The sequence below is a fragment of the Streptomyces sp. NPDC002680 genome, assembly GCF_042889145.1.
In the GTDB taxonomy this organism is placed as follows: domain Bacteria; phylum Actinomycetota; class Actinomycetes; order Streptomycetales; family Streptomycetaceae; genus Streptomyces; species Streptomyces adonidis.
In genome coordinates this window covers 183,333-204,252 of record NZ_JBIAQP010000024.1, presented here as the reverse complement: position 1 = coordinate 204,252, position 20,920 = coordinate 183,333, and the positions used below count along the sequence as shown (strand labels likewise).

At 67.1% G+C, this 20,920-nt stretch carries 16 protein-coding genes; 9 read left to right on the top strand and 7 right to left on the bottom strand.

Translation table 11 applies throughout. From position 1 onward, the window contains the following. Positions 1 to 126: 126 nt before the first annotated feature. On the top strand, positions 127 to 1,344 hold the full coding sequence (xseA, locus tag ACFYXF_RS45355) for an exodeoxyribonuclease VII large subunit (RefSeq protein WP_389359005.1): 1,218 nt from the start codon (positions 127 to 129) through the stop codon (positions 1,342 to 1,344). A gap of 9 nt (positions 1,345 to 1,353) precedes the next feature. After that, positions 1,354 to 1,617: an exodeoxyribonuclease VII small subunit gene (locus ACFYXF_RS45350; protein WP_389359003.1), complete on the top strand. Its 264-nt coding sequence runs from the start codon at positions 1,354 to 1,356 to the stop codon at positions 1,615 to 1,617. Between the two features lie 36 nt (positions 1,618 to 1,653). Here ACFYXF_RS45350 and ACFYXF_RS45345 read toward each other — a convergent pair whose 3' ends face one another. After that, positions 1,654 to 2,193 (bottom strand): DUF4245 domain-containing protein, encoded by a 540-nt coding sequence (locus tag ACFYXF_RS45345; protein WP_389359001.1) that lies wholly within the window; start codon positions 2,191 to 2,193, stop codon positions 1,654 to 1,656. A gap of 128 nt (positions 2,194 to 2,321) precedes the next feature. Between ACFYXF_RS45345 and glpX the strand changes: the two genes are divergently transcribed. After that, positions 2,322 to 3,356, top strand: a complete 1,035-nt coding sequence (gene glpX / locus ACFYXF_RS45340) for a class II fructose-bisphosphatase (RefSeq protein ID WP_369037902.1) — start codon at positions 2,322 to 2,324, stop codon at positions 3,354 to 3,356. A gap of 204 nt (positions 3,357 to 3,560) precedes the next feature. On the opposite strand, the gene ACFYXF_RS45335 is transcribed toward glpX, so the two are convergent. Continuing rightward, entirely contained in the window at positions 3,561 to 3,932 is a 372-nt protein-coding gene (locus tag ACFYXF_RS45335) for a WhiB family transcriptional regulator (RefSeq protein WP_235475122.1), read from the bottom strand. 296 nt (positions 3,933 to 4,228) lie between these two features. Further along, the gene (locus ACFYXF_RS45330; RefSeq protein ID WP_389358998.1) at positions 4,229 to 4,924 is read right to left on the bottom strand and encodes a DUF1707 domain-containing protein; all 696 of its coding nucleotides are present in this window, start codon (positions 4,922 to 4,924) and stop codon (positions 4,229 to 4,231) included. 192 nt (positions 4,925 to 5,116) lie between these two features. Between ACFYXF_RS45330 and ACFYXF_RS45325 the strand changes: the two genes are divergently transcribed. After that, positions 5,117 to 6,793, top strand: a complete 1,677-nt coding sequence (locus tag ACFYXF_RS45325) for a fumarate hydratase (protein WP_389358996.1) — start codon at positions 5,117 to 5,119, stop codon at positions 6,791 to 6,793. Between the two features lie 903 nt (positions 6,794 to 7,696). On the opposite strand, the gene ACFYXF_RS45320 is transcribed toward ACFYXF_RS45325, so the two are convergent. The 3 genes from ACFYXF_RS45320 to ACFYXF_RS45310 form a co-directional block, all read right to left on the bottom strand. Beyond that, entirely contained in the window at positions 7,697 to 8,158 is a 462-nt protein-coding gene (locus ACFYXF_RS45320; RefSeq protein ID WP_389358994.1) for a hypothetical protein, read from the bottom strand. A gap of 1,127 nt (positions 8,159 to 9,285) precedes the next feature. Continuing rightward, complete coding sequence (locus ACFYXF_RS45315) at positions 9,286 to 9,570, bottom strand: hypothetical protein (protein WP_389358992.1); 285 nt, start codon at positions 9,568 to 9,570, stop codon at positions 9,286 to 9,288. A 187-nt stretch (positions 9,571 to 9,757) separates the two neighbouring features. Continuing rightward, positions 9,758 to 11,326 carry a recombinase family protein gene (locus tag ACFYXF_RS45310; protein WP_389358990.1) on the bottom strand — a complete coding sequence of 523 codons (1,569 nt, stop codon included), beginning with the start codon at positions 11,324 to 11,326 and terminating at the stop codon, positions 9,758 to 9,760. Between the two features lie 819 nt (positions 11,327 to 12,145). Between ACFYXF_RS45310 and ACFYXF_RS45305 the strand changes: the two genes are divergently transcribed. From ACFYXF_RS45305 to ACFYXF_RS45295, 3 genes are all read left to right on the top strand, one after another. Next, a complete protein-coding gene (locus tag ACFYXF_RS45305) occupies positions 12,146 to 13,540 on the top strand; it encodes a class II fumarate hydratase (RefSeq protein ID WP_389358988.1) in 1,395 nt (464 codons plus the stop codon). Between the two features lie 73 nt (positions 13,541 to 13,613). After that, positions 13,614 to 14,306, top strand: coding sequence for a DUF402 domain-containing protein (locus tag ACFYXF_RS45300; RefSeq protein ID WP_389358986.1), 693 nt, complete (start codon positions 13,614 to 13,616; stop codon positions 14,304 to 14,306). A gap of 295 nt (positions 14,307 to 14,601) precedes the next feature. Continuing rightward, positions 14,602 to 16,899 (top strand): SpoIIE family protein phosphatase, encoded by a 2,298-nt coding sequence (locus tag ACFYXF_RS45295; RefSeq protein ID WP_389358984.1) that lies wholly within the window; start codon positions 14,602 to 14,604, stop codon positions 16,897 to 16,899. Positions 16,900 to 16,985: 86 nt separating this feature from the next. Here the strand turns inward: ACFYXF_RS45295 and ACFYXF_RS45290 are convergent, their stop codons facing one another. After that, positions 16,986 to 19,424, bottom strand: a complete 2,439-nt coding sequence (locus ACFYXF_RS45290) for a transglycosylase domain-containing protein (protein ID WP_389358982.1) — start codon at positions 19,422 to 19,424, stop codon at positions 16,986 to 16,988. 264 nt (positions 19,425 to 19,688) lie between these two features. Between ACFYXF_RS45290 and ACFYXF_RS45285 the strand changes: the two genes are divergently transcribed. Together ACFYXF_RS45285 and ACFYXF_RS45280 are read left to right on the top strand one after the other, a co-directional pair. After that, positions 19,689 to 20,624: an SPFH domain-containing protein gene (locus ACFYXF_RS45285; RefSeq protein ID WP_389358980.1), complete on the top strand. Its 936-nt coding sequence runs from the start codon at positions 19,689 to 19,691 to the stop codon at positions 20,622 to 20,624. After that, positions 20,621 to 20,899: a hypothetical protein gene (locus ACFYXF_RS45280; RefSeq protein ID WP_389358978.1), complete on the top strand. Its 279-nt coding sequence runs from the start codon at positions 20,621 to 20,623 to the stop codon at positions 20,897 to 20,899. The genes ACFYXF_RS45285 and ACFYXF_RS45280 overlap by 4 nt, the downstream gene beginning before the upstream one ends. Positions 20,900 to 20,920 lie beyond the last annotated feature (21 nt).

Here is a 20,920-nt window from a genome sequence, read left to right as displayed (position 1 = left end):
TCCGGCGTTTGAGGACGAGGCCGTTCAGGCCGACAGCGGGGGTCTGGGGGCGGCAGCCCCCAGGGATGGGAACGGGTAGGGGCGGCGGGGGCGAGAGATGTCAGTGGGCGCCGATAGTCTCGGCGTATGGGTCTCAATACGTCCGCTGACGCTCCGCTGCCTGTCGGTGAGGTGTCGCGGCTCATCGGGGGGTGGATCGAGCGGCTCGGCGCCGTGTGGGTCGAGGGGCAGATCACCCAGCTGTCACGGCGGCCCGGCGCCGGTGTCGTGTTTCTGACGTTGCGTGATCCCTCTCACGACATCTCCGTCGCCGTCACCTGCTATCGGCAGGTCTTCGACTCCGTCGCCGATGTGGTGAGCGAGGGCGCCCGTGTCGTCCTGCTCGCCAAGCCCGAGTGGTACGCGCCTCGCGGGCAGTTGTCGCTGCGGGCCACCGAGATACGGCCCGTCGGGATCGGGGAACTGCTCGCCCGGCTGGAGCAGTTGAAGAAGGCCCTCGGCAACGAGGGGCTGTTCGCCGCCGAGCGGAAGCAGCCGCTGCCCTTCCTGCCCCAGCTCATCGGACTCGTGTGCGGGCGCGCCTCCGCCGCGGAACGGGACGTTCTCGAGAACGCGCGGCGCCGCTGGCCGGCCGTCCGGTTCGAGGTGCGCAACGTCGCCGTGCAGGGTGTGCACGCCGTGTCCCAGGTCGTCCAGGCCGTGAAGGAGCTGGACGATCTCGATGACGTCGATGTGATCGTCGTCGCGCGGGGCGGGGGGAGCGTCGAGGATCTGCTGCCCTTCTCCGACGAGCAGCTCGTCCGCGCGGTCGCCGCCTGTCGTACGCCCGTCGTCTCCGCCATCGGCCACGAGCCCGACCATCCGCTCCTCGACTACGTGGCGGACCTGCGGGCCTCCACTCCCACCGACGCCGCCAAGAAGGTCGTACCGGACGTGGGAGAGGAGTACGAGCGCGTACGGCTGCTGCTCGACCGGGCCCGGCGGTCCGTGCACGCCTTCGTCGACCGGGAGGAACGCGGGCTCGCGCACGCCCTCGCGCGGCCCGTCATAGAGGATCCGCATCGGATGATCGACGAGCGGGCCGATCATGTCTCCTCTCTCGTCGAACGTTCGCGGCGCACCCTCGGCCATCTTCTCGACCGTGCCGACTCCGAGGTGTCCCACACCCACGCGCGCGTGGTGGGCCTCTCCCCCGCCGCGACCCTGCGGCGCGGGTACGCGGTGCTGCAGCGGGCCGACGGGCACGTGGTCCGGGATCCGGACGACGTCACGGCCGGTGAGGTGCTGCGGGCCCGGGTCGCCGAGGGTGAGTTCACTGTCCGAGCCGATGTCGTCGATGTTTAGGGTGGGCGCATGACCAGCAGCAACGTGAGTGAGGCGCTCGGCTACGAGCAGGCGCGGGACGAACTGATCGACGTCGTACGGCGGCTGGAGACGGGCGGTACGACGCTGGAGGAGTCCCTCGCCCTCTGGGAGCGCGGCGAGGAGCTGGCCAAGGTGTGCCGGCAGTGGCTGGAGGGCGCGCGCAAGCGGCTGAACGCGGCCCTGGCCGAGGAACGGTCCGATGGGGAGGAAGAGTCCGACAGCGAGGGCCGGTCCGGCTCCGGGGGCGAGTGACCTCGCCGGCGCCCGGTCCGCCTCGCCCGCGTGCGCCTACGTCGTCTTCAGTGCCTGGGCCATCTTCGTCAGGCGGTCGAACGGCGCCGTGCCCGTCACCACCGTCGTGGAGCCCTTCTCGCGCAGCACCAGCGCGTCGTACTTGTCGCCCTCGTACCGCGTCCACGTCGCGTCCCCTATGCGCTGGGTGACCTTCGTCTCCCGCGCGCTCTGGGTCTTCTCGTCGATGAAGACGGACGGTTTCTGAGCGGACTGCTCCACCGCCACGTATTCACCCTCGGAGTCATGGAAGCCGAGGTGCCACGCGTCGAAGTTCTCGCCCGAGAAGCGCACCGAGGTCGCCTTCCAGTCGGCCGACAGGCCCTGGGGCGCGGCCACCGGATAGCTCGCGGCACGGCGAGCCGTCAGCAGCTCGACGCGGTAGTCGACCCGTTTGAGGTCGGGAGCGGAGTCGTCGTGCGGGATGAAGAGGTAGATCACTCCCGCCGCGAGACTGATGAGGCCCAGGGACAAGATCATGTCCCGGGCCGTCTTCTGCTTGCCGGTCCTGCCGGTCGCGCTGTTCGAGCCTGCCACGCTCCCTATCGTCGCAGGTGCACCTGCCCGCTCATCCGTGGGGCCCCCTGCTCATTTTGTCTGCCTAACGATAGAGTCGGGGCCAACACCCTCATCCGGCCGTCGTCGTATCAGAAAGGTGCGTCTCGATGACCGAGCATCATCATCTGCCGTCCGAACTCGAAGTGCCCTCCGAAGCTCCCGACCGCAACCTGGCCCTGGAACTCGTCCGGGTGACCGAGGCCGCCGCGATGGCGGCGGGCCGCTGGGTCGGCCGCGGTGACAAGAACGGCGCCGATGGTGCCGCCGTACGCGCCATGCGGACCCTCGTCTCGACCGTCTCGATGAACGGCGTCGTCGTCATCGGTGAGGGCGAGAAGGACGAGGCGCCCATGCTCTTCAACGGGGAGCGTGTCGGCGACGGGACCGGGCCCGAGTGCGACATCGCCGTCGACCCGATCGACGGTACGACCCTGACCGCCAAGGGCATGACGAACGCCATCGCGGTTCTCGCCGCGGCCGACCGGGGCTCGATGTTCGACCCGTCCGCCGTCTTCTACATGGACAAGCTGGTCACCGGTCCGGACGCCGCCGACTTCGTCGACATCAACGCGCCCGTCTCCGTGAACATCCGCCGGGTCGCCAAGGCCAAGCGGGTCACGCCGGAGGACGTCACCGTCGTCATCCTCGACCGGCCGCGTCACGAGGGCATCATCAAGGAGATCCGGGAGACCGGCGCGCGGATGAAGCTGATCTCCGACGGCGATGTCGCCGGGTCGATCCTCGCGCTGCGCGAGGGCACGGGCGTCGATCTGCTGCTCGGTATCGGTGGCACGCCCGAGGGGATCATCTCGGCCTGTGCCGTGAAGTGCCTCGGGGGAACCATCCAGGGCAAGTTGTGGCCGAAGGACGAGGACGAGCGGCAGCGGGCGGTGGACGCGGGGCACGATCTCGATCGTGTGCTGTTGACCGACGACCTGGTGTCCGGGGAGAACGTGTTCTTCGTCGCTACCGGGATCACCGATGGGGAGTTGCTCCGCGGGGTGCGTTATCGGTCGGAGACGGCTACGACGGAGTCGATCGTGATGCGGTCGAAGTCGGGGACGGTTCGGCAGATCTCGTCCGAGCATCGGCTCAGTAAGTTGCGGGCTTACAGCGCGATCGACTTCGACCGGGCCAAGTAGTTCTGTCGGTTTGAATTGGGGACTTCGGGTTGTGGGTCGCTGCGGGCCGGTGGGGGCTGGTCGCGCAGTTCCCCGCGCCCCTGAAAGCCTCCGGCCGGCGGTCCGTCAGCACGATCGCGTCTGACCCCGGTACCGAAAAAGATCATGCGGCAGAAGGGGCGCCCTCTGTGCGGAGAGGCGCCCCTTCGCCATGACCAGCTCGGGTCAGCCCGCTGCGGCTATCGTGCCGCGGGCGGTCTTCTTGAGTTCCATTTCGCGGCGGCGGCGCCTGGCCAGGACCACTCGGCGTTCGGCGGCGGTGAGGCCGCCCCAGACTCCGTACGGCTCGGGTTGCAGCAGGGCGTGTTCGCGGCACTCGACCATGACGGGACAGCCTCCGCAGACCCGCTTGGCGGCCTCCTCACGGGAGAGCCTGGCCGCGGTCGGTTCCTTGGAGGGGGCGAAGAAGAGACCCGCCTCGTCGCGTCGGCACACCGCCTCGGTGTGCCACGGGGCGTCCTGGTCCCTCTCTCGCACTGGCACCCGCTGGGGCGGAACGGCGGCGACCTGCAGGGACGAATGCGGCGGTTGCAGCACGGTCTACTCCTGACGACGGCTTCGCGAGCTGGAGGGAGCCGTGGGGCCCACGTGGACCGGGGCGACGGGTCCGGGGCGTCCGGGGCGTGCGATCGCAAGGCGCGCGCGTGCCGGGCGTACCGGGTTCCGCGTGAAGCCCACGGCACCCTCCAAGAGACGATGCAGCAAGCCCTACCCGCTGTGCGCGCGCCTATGCACTGAGTTCCCAACCGCTGAGGTTCCAGGGCATTGTCGAGGCGTCGTGACCTGACCGAATCGCTTCAGGATCCCTTCGAGTGCGACCGAATTCACAACCGTCAACGGTCCAGGTGTTTGCGCAAACCCCGGTCGACCTTGCGGGAGACACGGTCGAGGATGTCCTCGATCATCCTGCCCCGCTTGGGCTTCGCCTCGACATTTCCGAGTATGGCCAGTCCGTCCACATAGACCACGGGTGCATTGGGTTCGCCCGAATCCAGCGTGCTCACCTCGAAGTTGCCGAGCACACCGCCGCCGGTGCCGCGCAACGAGACGTTCTCCGGGACGCGGATCTCGATGTTGCCGAAGACCGAGATCGCCTTGATCACGACCTGCTGGTACTCGAATATCGCCTCGCTGAGGTCGATCTCGACATTGCCGAAGACCGCGTACGCGTGCATACGGCGGCCCGCGCGCCAGCGGCCCTTGCGGACGGCGCTGCTGAAGACCGCCACCACGTTCTCGTCGGGGTCCATCGGGATCGCGCCCGGGGTGGGCCGGTTGGGCGCGGGGGTGAATCCCCGGGTCGCGTCGCGACGGTAGGACTGGTGGCCGGCGGGCAGGTCCCGTACAAAGACCTCCAGCTCGCCGACCGTCTTGGCGCTGAGCACGCCCTCGACGCGCTCGGCGTGCTCGTCGGGCGTGAGGCGGCCCTCGGCCAGCGCCTCGCGCAGCAGGTCCGCGACGCGGTCACGGTCGGCGTCCGAGGCGCGGAGTTCGGTGACTCGCGGTTCGGTGTGCTTCTGAAGGTCCACGGAAGCAGCGTACCCAAACGCGATAGATCGCGACTAGGGGTGTGGGCGGGTGGAACTCGCCGTCTCGTCCGAGCCGCCTCCCTCTCAACTGAGTCTTACCTAACAAGCTCGCCGCTCCCGGCAAGTCATACGCTGGTGGGCGCCCGCCAATGAAGGCAGGCCGCTGTCTTCGTCGAGTGAGGAATGGGCGAGATGCCTGAGTTCGCGTACACCGATCTGCTCCCCATGGGAGAGGACACCACCCCGTACCGGCTGGTGACCTCCGAGGGTGTCTCCACCTTCGAGGCCGACGGGCGCACGTTCCTCAAGGTCGAGCCGGAGGCGCTGCGCAAGCTCGCCGCCGAGGCCATCCATGACATCCAGCACTATCTGCGGCCGGCCCACCTGGCGCAGCTGCGGCGGATCATCGACGACCCCGAGGCGTCGAACAACGACAAGTTCGTGGCGCTGGACCTGCTGAAGAACGCGAACATCGCGGCGGCGGGCGTGCTGCCGATGTGCCAGGACACCGGTACGGCGATCGTGATGGGCAAGCGCGGGCAGAACGTGCTCACCGAGGGCGGCGACGAGTCGGCGCTCAGCCGTGGCATCTACGACGCGTATCTGAACCTGAACCTGCGCTACTCGCAGATGGCTCCGCTCACGATGTGGGAGGAGAAGAACACCGGGTCCAACCTGCCTGCCCAGATCGAGCTGTACGCGACGGACGGGGGCGCGTACAAGTTCCTGTTCATGGCGAAGGGCGGCGGCTCGGCCAACAAGTCGTTCCTGTACCAGGAGACGAAGGCCGTCCTCAACGAGGGCTCCATGATGAAGTTCCTGGAGGAGAAGATCCGGTCGCTGGGTACGGCGGCCTGTCCGCCGTACCACCTGGCGATCGTGGTGGGCGGCACGAGTGCCGAGTACGCGCTCAAGACCGCCAAGTACGCCTCCGCGCACTACCTCGACGAGATCCCGGCGGAGGGTTCGCCGCTCGGGCACGGCTTCCGGGACAAGGAGCTGGAGGAGAAGGTCTTCGAGCTGACGCAGAAGATCGGTATCGGTGCGCAGTTCGGTGGCAAGTACTTCTGCCATGACGTGCGCGTGGTGCGGCTGCCGCGTCACGGCGCGTCCTGCCCCGTCGCGATCGCGGTCTCCTGCTCGGCCGACCGGCAGGCGCTCGCGAAGATCACGCCCGAGGGCGTGTTCCTGGAGCAGTTGGAGACGGACCCGGCGCGGTTCCTGCCGGAGACGACGGACGAGCACCTGGACGAGTCGGGTGAGAGTGACGTCGTCCGGGTCGACCTCAACCAGCCGATGGACGACATCCTCGCCGAGCTGACCAGGTACCCAGTGAAGACGCGGCTGTCGCTGTCGGGGCCGTTGGTCGTGGCGCGTGACATCGCGCATGCCAAGATCAAGGAGCGGCTGGACGCGGGTGAGGAGATGCCGCAGTACCTGAAGGACCACCCGGTGTACTACGCGGGTCCGGCCAAGACCCCCGAGGGGTACGCGTCCGGCTCCTTCGGTCCGACGACGGCCGGCCGTATGGACTCCTACGTCGAGCAGTTCCAGGCGGCGGGGGGTTCCAAGGTGATGCTGGCGAAGGGGAATCGGTCGGCGCAGGTCACGAACGCGTGTGACGCGCACGGCGGCTTCTATCTCGGCTCGATCGGGGGCCCGGCCGCGCGCCTCGCCCAGGACTGCATCAAGAAGGTCGAGGTCGTCGAGTACGAGGAGCTGGGCATGGAGGCGGTGTGGAAGATCGAGGTCGAGGACTTCCCGGCGTTCATCGTGGTCGACGACAAGGGCAACGACTTCTTCAGCCCGCAGCAACTCTCTCAGCCGACGTTCACCACCATCCCCGTCCGGGGGCCGGGTCTGGGCTGACGTAACACCGTAGCTACCCGCAGAGAGCCCCTGGCCGCTGGCCGGGGGCTCTAGCTGTTGTGCGGCCCCTGGCGGCCCTCAGGACTCTTCTGCCGTCCCCGGCAGCGCCCAGACAACGGTTCTACCCAAAGACGTGCATAGTCACGTCCTGGCATAGCTAGCGTGCATAGACAGCACCTACCGTGATGGGCAACGGCCTCAACAGAGGCCAGACGCAGCGAGTACCAATCGGGAAATCAGCAACCATCCGCATAGCGGCGTAGGCGACGGCCGAAGGCTCCCCGCCGTGACTGTTTGGGGGGTGCCGGTGTAATGACGCAGAGATATCCCGGTGAGCCTGTTGACCTGCCCCTAGACAGTTGGTTGTACGAAGCCAAGCCGAAGGCTAATTGCCCTCGGTACGCGTCGGAGGAAGTGAAGCTCGAAAGTGCCGCGAAGGCCGGAGAAGCGAACGCGCGGTTCGAGGCAGCCCGGAACATTCGGCAGTGCCCCCACAGTTCCGCCGGATGACTATGGCACCGGAACGGCCCCAGAAGCCTCGGGCGGGCCGTCGCGGATTCGACCTGGGGAAGCCTTCCCTGATCGAGTGGCTTTACAAGGTCTCGACCATTTGCGGGATGTGCTTCGGTCACCGGGAACTCTGGTGCCCCGGACTGTGCGGGCTTCGACGGTTGCTCGACGTGCGGCTTCCGGGAGAAGGTCCGGTGCCCCGAGTGCGCGGGCGGGAACTGGGGTTAGGAGGCGGGTGTCCAAAAGCCTCCGTTCAGAGTTTCGAACCCTCTCACCCTGGCCATCATCATGGCCCGACACCAGTTACTCAAATCCAGAGCCCCCGATAAGGGATCTGAGTTCCCTACCTACTTCAGGAGAGAGAACCACTTCTCAGCCTCTACGGGAAATCGTTCAGCGGCAGAAGCTGGCTTTCCCGAGAGCAGGCGGCTTGGCTCCCAAGAAAGGATACAGGCTCTCATCGGAACCCAACGGAACTTTTTCAAATAGCTGAGACCCCCGCGAACTCCAATTCTTCCCATCCGGAGAAATGAAGGAAACCACTATGGTCACCGTGAAGTACACTCTATGGTTACCCAAGGGTGCGGCATCCGCCTCGTCCGCAGCCCAACTGCTACAGGGCGGCATTACTCCAAGAAACTCTAGATAATCATCACCTGCGAGTTCGTCTTCTCCGTCTCTTGGCCACGCCTGCCTATAAACGCTTAACCTCACATCCTCCAAAATATCAACATTTCGGTTAACTAGAATCCACTTAGTGTCATTAACCGTGAGTGTCACCCGCCTGACGAAATCCTCGATCTTGTCCTTCTCTTCTTTCTCCGATGCACTCTGTTGGTCTCGGTAGGTGGCCACCGCGACATAGGTTGAGGCCGCAGCCGTGACAAGAGTCAGAAACGCGGCAACGCCAGCAAGCAGGGTCCCCCAAGCTGACAACCAACCTTGCCGAGTTGCGTAATCTGTCAACTCAGGCGCCTGGTTAGGTTGGGACGGTTGAGAAGGCCGAGGCGGTTGTCCCTGCGGTGGTTCGGCAGTCATGTTCCCCCTCATTGGATTGTCGTACCCTTGTTCATGCCTCAGTGAAACGTCCTCGTTCCCGGGACGAGGTGCCCGCGTGCTGTCTCTTCTGCTCTCTTGGCCTGGCCCTGGCCAGAGAGCGCAAGACTCACAGCAGGAGCCGAGAGCATAGAGCCGCTTGCAGCGGCAGCACATAGACATAGCTACTCCAAGAGAGCGCCCCTTCAAGGGGGCGCGTCAAGAAAGAAACAGTTAGGGCACCTTCGGTAGGGTGCCCGTAGTGAAATCTATCCGTCTGGCCTCCGTTACTCGGCTAGGGCGAGAAGCAAACGGCAGTGAGCTTCTATAGAGCAGCGCCCGTTTTCGGGCGCTGCTTCTCTCTAAGGCCATAAGTTTCCCTGGCCTTGATCGGCCAGGGGTGATGAGTTTCTGCATAAGAAGCGGTCTAGGGAAACCGCAGGTCACGCGCTTACGCGTGGAACTAATAATTCCACAGAAGGGAGATCAGGGAACTATTTGCTCATGACGGTAGCAAGTCCATCCCTCTGTAGCCGTTCCGAGAACACCCCATCCATCTCCTCAGCGTCTATCCAGTCACCGTGATAGCTCATGTTGTGCCCGTGTACCGGGCAAGGCCGAGCCTTGTATTTAGCCCCGACGTCATAGATGCCCATCGGCAGCACAATGCAGCGAGTGGAAGAGCCAGGGGCGTACATGCCTGCATCAACACCCGAAGTGATCAGGTTGCGAAGGTATCTGTCTCCGAACACTCCCACTTCGCCAGAGGTCTTGTTGAACCTCGGCAGCGCTTCAACAATCTCCCCTTCGACAAAACACGCGTGGCCGCCCGCTCCGGCCCTGGCAGTGGCAAGAAGAAAGAGTCTGAAGTCAGCGCCCAGCGAAGGGGGGAGGCCGCAGCCTCCGCCCCACGTTTCATTAGCTTTCCCCATGAAATCCTCAACGCGTCACCGATCCTTCGCGTTGAAGACAGACCAGTCAGGCGCAGGCTTATCTATCTCGGCCCACATAGCGTTCACTTCGGCCCTAAGCTGCTCCGCCCCGGCCAGAATGCGGCCCATGCCACTGTTCTTAAGCGTGCCTCGCTCGGCGAACCCTGCGTAAGTCGTGAGTGCGTCATCCTCGGCCCGCTGTAGACGCTCCTCCGTACCAGCAAGCCGACTCCCATGCCACGCCCTACGCTCCTCGTTATTTCGAATGATCTTCTCGATCAAATCCTCAATCTCTTTCATGGTTACTCCTATCAGTGTTGGCCGTCTCGGCGCGCGGCTATTCCTACAGTCGAACCCCTGTCGGTTGCAAGGAAGGGTGTTTAAACGGGCTAGGTGAGGGCGTTTAAAAAGCCTGGCATGAGAGCTCGGGGGAATGAAGAGACCCCCGGAGCGTTTAAACGTTCCAGGGGTCGGGAGTCAGAGTCAATCAGCCTCCGACGTACGGCCGTCGAGCGGGAATAACCCACTCGGATTCCGGCTCCGTCCAGAGGTACCCATCAGGGACATGCAACCCGGTCTCTTGCGCAATCTCCGAGATCTCGGGCATCTTGATGCGCGCCCGACGGTTTCCGTCATCGGTGAAGCCAACCTTCACGGTAATTCCGTGGCGCTGGACGAACACGCGCTTCTGCTCGTCATCCTTGGTTTCCCACTCTTCGATGTAGGTACGCCCGGTCTCTTTCCACGCAGGGGAAGCCTCCGCTGCCTTGATCTCGCTGCGCAGCCTCTCCACCTTGGCGGACTGGAATTCATGCTGCTTCCAGTAACGCTCGACCTGAACGTCCGTCTTAATTCGACCGGCCAGATAGTCACTCTCCAGGCGGTCAAGAATGGCTTCCGCTTCAGCTAGCTCGGTCTTCGCCTGGCTGATGGAGTTATTGACCCTCTCCATTACCGGCAAGGGTCCCAGAGTGACCCTCACGAACTGACCAACGGCCGTGTCGAGGTCTTCTCTTCGGATTCGCGCGGGACTCGGGCAGGTTCCCGTGTTGATGTTGTTGCAGGCGTAGTAGTAGAAGACCCTTCCGTTCTCCTTGGTCTTCTTGGAAGAGGACATCTTCGCGCTGCACAGGTCACAGACGGCGACACCGCCCAGCATGGAGCGCGAAGGCGTGGCACGGGTCACCGGGCGATTGGCCGTTAGATCAGCGACCAGGGAAGCCCACTCCCCGTACTCCATGAGCGGCTCATCCATGATCCGTACCGGCTCCCCGTCGTCATCCGCGACAGGCTCACCCTTGTACGTGTAGATGCCGCCCACCGTGGGGTTGGTCACGATCGCTCGAATCGCATTAGCGGTCCAGGCAACACCCTTCGGCTCATCGCCGCGATCAATTCGCAGGTAGTCCCGCCACGTCGGAACATCGCGCTTGTTCAGGTCGACAGCAATCCGGTACGCCGACCAATCGCCCTTCAGCTTCTCGACGATGTCCCGGAGAAGGGCGGCGTACTCCGCATCCTGGATGAGCTTCTTGCCCCCGTCCTCCTGGCGCTCAAATCGGTAGCCGAACGGGAGCACACCACCGATCCACACTCCCTTCGCCTTCCGGGCCATCGAGCCGGACAGGGCGCGGGCACGGATGGTGTCCAACTCCCCTTCCGCGAAGGCGGCGATGATCTGAGCGAACATCTTGCCCATGGGGGTGGACATGTCGATGCCCTCGGTGACGGACACGATCACCTTGCCGTGCTTCTGGCACCACTCGAAGACCTCGGCGAAGTGACCCGCCTTCCTGCTGAGGCGGTCCAGCTTCCAGACGGCCAACACGTCCCACTCGTCGGCGCGCTCGGTGAACCAGGGACCGAGGCCCGGTCGCTTGAAGGGGTGCATGGCGCCGGACACGTCTACGTCCTCGGCCCACCCGACGATGCGTCCTTCTATAGAGGGGCCGTGCGCCCAGTGCTCGACGGCCGCCCTCTGCTTTTCCGGGCTGGTCGTGTCGTCCTTCATGACGGAGAGGCGAACGTTCCCCAGCACCCTCGGGTTAGAGATCATGCGTGGATGCTACGCATGGTGCCGCAAGCTGAACAAGTCGAATGACTTGTTCAAGGACCCGGCCCGCCTACGTTCGCGACCATTCCGGTGCGGGGGCCGGGGCTGGCGTAGCGGTTTTCGCCCCCGCCGCCCCTACCCGTTCCCATCCCTGGGGGCTCCGCCCCCCAGACCCCCCTTTCGGCCTGAACGGCCTCGTCCTCAAACGCCGGACGGGCTGAATGGTGCAGCCCGGCACTGAAGGGGCACCGCCTGTGCGCTGCGGAAGCGGCTGAGCGAGCTCGTCCTCAAGCGCCGGACGGGCTGGATGATGACGGCCGGCGCCGAAGTGCGGCAAGGCCGGGTAGGAAGAGACAGGCTGGACACGGTCACCCTCAACACCCGGCGGGCTGGGTGGCGCGGCCTGGCGCCGAAGTGCGGTGAAGGCGGGTGGGAAGAGGCGGGCTGGGTGGCGCGGCCCGGCGCTGAAGTGTGGTGAGGGCGGGTGGGGAGAGGTGCGCCGTGCGCGCTTGGCCTCAGGCGTCGGACCGGCTGGAATGCCTCCGAATGGGTTAAGATGCCTCCTTCCGGGCGGGCTGGACACGGTTGGGCCAGGGCTGGAGGCCGTTGGCCTGGGCTTGATCCTTCGGTGTCGGTCCGCGTCCCCGCTCAGCCCGTCCGGCGTTTGAGGACAAGGCCCGTTCAGGGCCGTTGCGGGGGTTCGGGGGCGTAGCCCCCGAGGATGGGAACGGGTAGGGGCGGCGGGGGCGAAAGAAACGCAGCCCTGGTCGCAAGGGAATACGTCCCTCCAACCCCACGCTGTCCACTCCGGAGGTACGACGAATGACAACCACTGGCCAGTACCGCACCGAGCACGACTCCATGGGCGAAGTACGCGTCCCCGTCCACGCCAAATGGCGGGCCCAGACCCAACGCGCCGTCGAGAACTTCCCCGTCTCCGGGCAACGCATCGAGCGTGCGCACATCGAGGCCCTCGCCCGGATCAAGGGCGCCGCCGCCAAGGTCAACGCCGAGCTGGGTGTCGTCGACAAGGACATCGCCGGTGCGATCCAGGAAGCGGCGGATGAAGTCGCCGCCGGGGACTGGGACGCTCACTTCCCCGTCGACGTGTTCCAGACCGGGTCCGGTACCTCGTCCAACATGAACGCCAACGAGGTCATCGCCACCCTTGCGAGTGAGCGGTTGGGGAAAGACGTACATCCCAATGATCACGTCAACGCGTCGCAGTCCTCCAACGACGTGTTCCCGTCCTCCATCCACATCGCCGCCACCGCCGCCGTCACCCGTGACCTGATCCCCGCCCTCGACCACCTCGCCGACGCCCTCACCCGCAAGTCCGAGGAGTTCGCCGACGTCGTGAAGTCGGGGCGTACCCATCTCATGGACGCCACTCCCGTGACGCTCGGACAGGAGTTCGGGGGGTACGCCGCTCAGGTGCGGTACGGCGTCGAACGGCTCCGCGCCTCCCTGCCCCGGCTCGCCGAGCTGCCCCTCGGCGGCACCGCCGTCGGGACCGGCATCAACACGCCTCCCGGGTTCTCCGCCGCCGTCATTGAAGAGGTGGCCCAAGCCACCGGGTTGCCTCTCACCGAAGCCCGCGATCATTTCGAGGCACAGGGGGCGAGGGACGGGATCGTCGAGACCTCGGGGCAGCTTCGGACCATCGCCGTCGGGCTCACCAAGATCGCCAACGATCTTCGGTGGATGGCCTCGGGGCCTCGGACCGGGCTTGCCGAGATCAGCCTCCCTGATCTTCAGCCTGGCTCCTCCATCATGCCCGGCAAGGTCAATCCGGTCATTCCCGAAGCCGTGCTCATGGTCGCCGCGCAGGTCATCGGCAACGACCTCACCGTCACCACCGCCGGTGCCGCCGGGAACTTCGAGCTCAATGTCATGCTGCCTGTCATCGCCAAGAATGTTCTTGAGTCCGTGCGGCTGCTCGCCAATGCCTCGCGGCTGCTCGCCGATCGGACCGTCGACGGGATCGTCGCCCATCGGGAGCGGGCCCGGGAGTACGCCGAGTCCTCGCCCTCCGTCGTCACACCGCTCAACAAGTACATCGGGTACGAGGAAGCGGCCAAGGTGGCCAAGAAGGCGCTCGCCGAGCAGAAGACGATTCGCCAAGTCGTCCTGGAGGGTGGGTATGTGGAGCGTGGTGATCTCAGCGTCGAGCAGCTCGACACGGCGCTTGATGTCCTGCGGATGACGCGCCCGTAACGTCATTCGGCCACTGGCGAGAACCGTGACGCGCGCCGCAGCGTCGTATGCCGGGGGCACCTAATATCTCTTCATGACAGACGACGGAGCGGTGAGACGAGTGGAAGCGGGCGGATCGGCGGCGTACTGGTCCCCCGGCAGTCAGATTCTGTGGCGGTACCGTGAGAACTCCGGCGACCGCTTCCACATCGCGCGTCCCGTCACCGTCGTACGGGATGATTCCGAGGTGCTGGCCGTCTGGATGGCCCCGGGTACCGAGTGCGTCAAGCCCGTGCTCGCCGACGGGACCCCCGTGCACGTGGAGCCGCTGGAGTCGCGGTACACCAAGCCCCGTACCGTGCAGCGCGACCGCTGGTTCGGCACCGGGGTGCTGAAGCTCGCGCGGCCCGGTGAACCCTGGTCGGTGTGGCTGTTCTGGGAACCGGGCTGGCAGTTCAAGAACTGGTACGTGAACCTGGAGGAACCGCTGGTCCGTTGGGCCGGCGGGGTCGATTCCGAGGACCACTTCCTCGACATCACCGTGAATCCCGACCGGACTTGGGAGTGGCGTGACGAGGACGAGTTCGCGCAGGCCCAGCAGGCCGGTCTGATGGACGCCCAACTCGCCGAACGGGTAAGGGAAGCGGGGCATTCGGCGGTCGAGGTCATCCGTGCCTGGGGGGCTCCGTTCGCGGATGGCTGGCAGCACTGGCGACCGGATCCGTCCTGGGCTGTACCGTCACTGCCGGAGGACTGGGACCGTACGCCCGCGCACATGTCGTCATGAGACCCTTGATGCGCCCCCGGTACGCAACCGTAGGATCGTCCTCCGCAAGGGCGCACAACCGTAACTCCCGGAACATGCGCTGGGCTTGACCATACGTCACCGAGGGGCGGCAGGACGTGAGCGAGGGGTACGAGGGCAACACCGGTCCGGGCCGACCAGGGCTCGCCGGTGCATCAGGAACAACCTCTGACCACGCCGGTTTTCCGTTCCTGGGGCACGTATACCGGGTATCGGGAAGTCGGCGGGACCAACTGCGTGTACAGCGCGCAGCCCCGGACGGATGGATTCGACACGCGTGACGGAGCAACCCACCTCGCACGAGCGCAGTCGGCCGGGCACCGGCCGGCCGGACACCCCCGCGGACACCCGCGGGGCGCTTCTGCGTTCCCCGGAGGCGGCGGCTCTGCCTCTGCCGAAGCAGACGACAGGGCAGGGCGGGGGCACCGGTGGACCGGAGGCCGCCGTCTGCTCCGTGACAGGCTCCGAGAGCCCCGAGACCGTCGGCGGCGCCGGTACGGCCGGTACAACCGGTAGGACCGCGCACGACGCGGGAACAGCGGGAACAGAGGCGGGAACAGGCGCGATGGCATCCAGCTCGGGTACTGGTACCGGTACGTCCGGCTCCACCGGCCCCAACCCCACCGGACCGCCGGCCACCCCGGGCCCCGAGCACTCGCAGCCCGACCAGCCGTCCTCCACGGGCCCCGACTCGCACCGCCCGCGTCCGGCACCGGACAGCATCCCGGCCCAGCCGGGCGCCGAGAACCACACGGCCACCGACCCGTCCGCCAACGCCCTCGACATCGACCCGACCACGGGTGCCCTCGTGGGCAAGGAGCGGCGTTCCGGGCAGGGCAGCCCCACCGGCACGCCCCTGCCCATGCGGCGGGACGGCGACCGGCTGCGGTTCGTCGGCGCGGCCACCCGGCGGATCGCGCGGGGCATCGACCTCGACGAGATCGTGATGGGGCTGTGCCGGGCCACCGTGCCGACCTTCTCCGACACGATCCTCGTCTATCTGCGCGACCCGCTGCCCGTGGGCGACGAGCGGCCCACAGGCCCGCTGGTGCTGCGGTTGCGCCGTACGGACCGGCTGCCGCAGGAGCGGGACACCGAGAACGGCTTCCTGGCCACCTCCGCCGTCCCCCAGCAGCCGCCCGAACTGTCCCCGGTCAGCGCCGAACTGTGCGAGGTGCGTCCCGGCGGCGCGCTCGCCGAGGTGCTGCGGGGCGTACGGCCCGTCTTCGCGGACGCGCCCGCCGCCCGCGCCGCCCTGCCCGAACTGCTCGGCGAGGGCTGCGATCTGGACGTACCGGACGGCCAGCGCGCGATCCTCGCCCCGCTGCGCGGCCGGCGCCGGGTCATCGGCGCCGCGCTCTTCCTGCGCCGCCCGGAGCGGATCCCGTTCGAGACGGACGACCTCCTCGTCGCCGCCCAGCTCGCCACGCACAGCGCCCTCGGCATCGACAAGGCGGTGCTGTACGGCCGCGAGGCCTACATCGCCGACGAGTTGCAGCGCACGATGCTCCCGGAGACCCTGCCGCGCCCCACGGGCGTGCGGCTCGCGTCCCGCTATCTCCCGGCCGCCGAGACCGCCCGCGTCGGCGGCGACTGGTACGACGCGATCCCGCTGCCCGGCAGCCGCGTCGCGCTCGTCGTCGGCGACGTCATGGGGCACTCCATGACCAGCGCGGCCATCATGGGCCAGCTCCGGACGACCGCGCAGACCCTCGCCGGGCTCGACCTGCCCCCGCAGGAGGTCCTGCACCACCTCGACGAACAGGCCCAGCGGCTGGGTACGGACCGCATGGCGACCTGCCTGTACGCGGTCTACGACCCGGTATCCCACCGGATCACCATCGCCAACGCCGGCCATCCGCCGCCCGTCCTGCTGCACCTGGGCGGCCGGGCCGAGGTGCTCCGGGTGCCGTCCGGCGCGCCCATCGGCGTCGGCGGAGTCGACTTCGAGGCCGTGGAATTGGACGCGCCCGCCGGCGCCACCCTCTTCCTCTACACCGACGGCCTCGTCGAGTCCCGGCTGCGGGACGTCTGGACCGGCATAGAGCAGCTGCGCGAGAAGCTCGCCGCGACCGCCCAGCTGACCGGCCCGGACCATCCGCCGCCCCTCGAAGCCCTCTGCGACGAGGTCCTCGACATGCTCGGCCCGGGCGACCGGGACGACGACATCGCGCTGCTCGCCGCCCGCTTCGACGGCATCGCGCCGAGCGATGTCGCGTACTGGTACCTGGACCCGGAGGACGCGGCCCCCGGCCGGGCCCGCCGGCTGGCCCGGCGCGCGCTGTCCCGCTGGGGTCTGGAGGACCTGACGGACTCGGTGGAGCTGCTCGTCAGCGAGGTCGTGACGAACGCGGTGCGCTACGCGTCGCGGCCCATCACCCTCCGGCTGCTGCGGACCGACGTACTGCGCTGCGAGGTCGGCGACGACGTGCCGCAGCTGCCGCGCCTGCGGCAGGCGCGCGCCACGGACGAGGGCGGGCGCGGGCTGTATCTCGTCAACCGGCTGGCCCGGCGCTGGGGCGCGACCCGGCTGAGCACCGGGAAGGTGGTCTGGTTCGAGCTGAACCGGACGTGAGCGGTCACGTGTAAGTGTCTGTACGAGAGAGGGGGCTCCCGGTGATCACCGGGAGCCCCCTCTCTCGTACCGTCCGTGGCCAGTGGCTACTGGTCGTCGCCCGGATCAGGGGGATCCAGAGTGATCCCGCCCGTCGGCGTGGGGGTCGGCGTGGGGGTCGGGGTCGGCGTGGGGGTCGGCGTCGGGGTGGGGGTCGGGGTCGGCGTGGGGGTCGGCGTGGGCGTGGGGGTCGGGGTCGGCGTGGGCGTCGGGGTGGGCGTGGGGGACGACGACGGAGACGGCGAGGAGCTCTGGGTCGGTGACGCCGTCGGCTTCACGCCCGCGCCGAACGTGGTGTCCAGGTCGAACTTGGTCACCTTGCCCATCGCGCCGAAGGTGTACGTCGCCCAGATCTTCGCCGGGTAGCCACCGCCGTTGATCCGGCCGCCGCCCGCCTGGATCAGACCCGTGGCGCCCTTCAGGGTGACCTGCTTGTTGGCCTTGGTGTCCTCGCCGAACAGGCCGACCGAGGTGGCCAGACCGGGCGTGTAGCCGGTGAACCAGGCCGACTTGTTCTCGTCGGACGTACCCGTCTTGCCGGCCACCTGCTGGCCCTTGCGGTTCTGCGCCTGGGCCACCGAGACCCGGGCCGTACCGTCGTCGACCACGCCCGTCAGCACCGAGGTGACCGCGTCGGCGGCCTCGCGGGTGATGATCTGCTTGCCCAGCGGGGAGGGCATGTCGACCGTGCGGTCCTTGTGCTCGGCCGACTTCACGACGGCCGGGGTGACCTTGCGGCCGTGGTTGTCGAGGGTGGCGTAGACGCCGGCCATCTCCAGCGGGCTCGCGCCCATCGTGCCGAGGGTCTGCGCGGGCACCGCCTGCAACCCCTCGGTGTCCAGGCCGAGTTCGTCGGCGACCTTCATGACCTCGGACATCCCGACGTCCACGCCCATCTGCGCGAACACCGAGTTGATCGACTTGTTCATCGCCTCCTGGACGGTGACGTCGCCGTAGTCCTGGTCGTCCTCGTTCGGCGGGCCGAAGCCGACCTTCTTGCCGTCGGACACGACCTGCCGGCCGCTCGTACCGTCGTAGACGGTGTCCGGGTCGATCAGATCGCCGTCCTGCGTACGCGCCTTCTCCTCCATGGCCGCCGCGAGGATGATCGGCTTGAAGGTGGACGCGGGCTGGTAGTCACGCCGGGTCGCGTTGCTGATGAAGTGCTTGAAGTAGTCGACGCCGCCGTACAGCGCGAGCACCCGCCCGGTCTTCGGGTCGACGGACGCGGCGCCGGCCTGGACGTTGCCGTCGACCTTGCGCTTCTTCGCGTCGAGCTTGCTGGTGAGCTGGCTCTTGACGGCCGACTCCAGCGCGGTCTGCTTCTTCCGGTCGATGTTGAGGGTGATCGTCCAGCCGCCCGCGTCGACCAGGGCGTTCGCGCTGTTGGTGTCGTCCGCCGTGCCCTGGGCGACGAGCTGCTTGGCCAGCTCGGCCTTCGCGGCGTCGACGAGGTAGCCGGTCTGGCCCTCCAGTCCGGGGACACCCTTCGGGTCCTTCGGCACCGGGAACTTCATGGCGTCGCGCTTGGTCTTGTCGAGCCAGCCCTCCTCGACCATGTTGTCGAGTACGTAGTTCCAGCGGGCGGTGACCAGCTTCTTGCCGGTCGGGGACGCGACGGCCCAGTCGTACTGGCTCGGCGCCTGGAGCAGTGCGGCGAGGTACGCGCCCTGCTCGACGGTGAGCTTCTTGGCGTCGACGCGGTAGTAGGCCTGCGCGGCGGCCTCGATGCCGTAGGAGTCGCGGCCGTAGTAGTTGGTGTTGATGTAGCCGGCGAGGATGTAGTCCTTGGACCTGCTGCGGTCCACCTTCAGCGAGATGACCAGTTCCTTCAGCTTGCGCGTGACGGTCTGGTCCTGGTCCAGGTAGTAGTTCTTGACGTACTGCTGGGTGATCGTCGAACCACCCTGCTTGCCCTTGCCGGACAGGGTGTTGATCAGACCTCGGGCGGTGCCCTTGAAGTCGACGCCGTTGTCCTTGTAGAAGGACTTGTTCTCGGCGGCGACAAAGGTCAGCTGGACCTTCTTGGGCACCTCGGCCAGGTCCACGATCTCGCGGTTGACCGTGCCGGTACGGGCGAGGACGGTGCCGTCGCTGTACTTGTAGACGTTGCTCTGCTTCTCCGCGGCGGCGTTGCCCGCGGGCACGTCGATCATCGCGTAGAGCACGACGAAGGCACCCATGCCGAGCAGGATGAAGCCGAAGAACGCGCCGAGGATCTTCTTCCAGGTGAACATCCGGCGCAGCAGACTCTTACCGTCCTTCTTACCGTCCTTGCCCGCCTTGCCACCCTTGCCGCGTGCCGCCGCCCTGCTCGCCGCCCTGCCCATGGGCTCGGTCACGGTGGCGGTCGCGGTGGCCGTGCCGGTCGCGCTCTCGGTCCCGGGGGCCTCGGTCTCGGTCGCCGCGTCTCTGGTCGAGCGCTTGGGCGCCGCGCGGCGGCCACCGCGATGCTGCCGCGCTCGTCTCTCTTCCGCTCGTCCCATGGGTCGCTTCGCTCCGCTTCCTTCTTGTGTTACGTCTCGTACGTCACACAGGTTCGTGGCACAGGTCAGCTCCGAAAACTAACACCGTCGGACAAGCCGACGAGATTCCGATCCGGTGTTTTACGGACGTGACAATCAGCACCAGCCCCACTGGAACCGACTACCAGGGGCTGCGGAAGGTTGCCGAAGCCGCTAAAGTGATATCACTTAGCTAGAAACTTGCTAGGCTCCGGCCGTGACAGCCGAGAAACGGGGGCACCACCCATGACCACGCACGACTCCACACCGACGACCGATCTGCCCGACATGCCCGATCCCCAGGTCCGGGAGTTCCAGGCCCACAGCATCGGCGGCGGACTCGCCCTGCTGATGGGACTGCTGGGCGTCGTGATCGGCGTCGGCATGATCGTCGCCGCGACGGCGGTGACCGGGGGTGGCGCCAAGGCCGCCCTGATCGTCCCGGGCATCCTGATCAGCCTCTCCGCCTTCATCGCCATGTGCGGCCTGAACATGGTGGCGCCGGGCGAGGCCCGGGTCGTCCAGCTCTTCGGGCGGTACCGGGGGACGATCCGCGAGGACGGGCTGCGCTGGGTGAACCCGCTCACCTCGCGCTCGAAGATCTCGACGCGGGTACGCAACCACGAGACCGCAGTCCTCAAGGTGAACGACGCCTACGGCAACCCGATCGAACTCGCCGCCGTCGTCGTCTGGAAGGTCCAGGACACCGCCCAGGCCAGCTTCGAGGTGGACGACTTCCTGGAGTTCGTCGCCACCCAGACCGAGGCGGCCGTCCGGCACATCGCCATCGAGTACCCGTACGACGCCCATGACGAGGACGGGCTCTCGCTGCGCGGCAACGCCGAGGAAATCACCGAGAAGCTGGCCGTCGAGCTGCACGCGCGCGTGGAGGCGGCCGGCGTCCACATCATCGAGTCCCGCTTCACCCACCTCGCGTACGCTCCCGAGATCGCCTCGGCGATGCTCCAGCGGCAGCAGGCGGGGGCGGTCGTCGCGGCGCGGCGGCAGATCGTGGACGGCGCGGTGGGCATGGTCGAGGCCGCGCTCGCCCGGATCACCGAGCAGGACATCGTGGAGCTGGATTCCGAACGCAAGGCGGCGATGGTGTCGAACCTGATGGTGGTGCTGTGCGGTGACCGCGCGGTGCAGCCCGTACTGAACACGGGGTCCCTTTACCAGTGAGTGTTCCCTCCGGGGGTTCGGCGGCCGAAGAACCCGAGCGCCCCGCACGCCGCCCGCAGCAGCAGCGCAAGCAGGTGCTGCTGCGGCTGGACCCCGCCGTGTACGAGGCGCTGGCCCGCTGGGCGGGGGATGAGCTGCGCTCGGCCAATGCGCAGATCGAGTTCGTGTTGCGGCGGGCGTTGGCGGAGGCGGGTCGACTGCCTGGGGAAGCGGGCCCCATTCCGCGTCGTGGCCGTCCCCCTGGGGGCTCCGCCCCCAGACCCCCGTCGGCCTGAACGGCCTCGTCCTCAAACGCC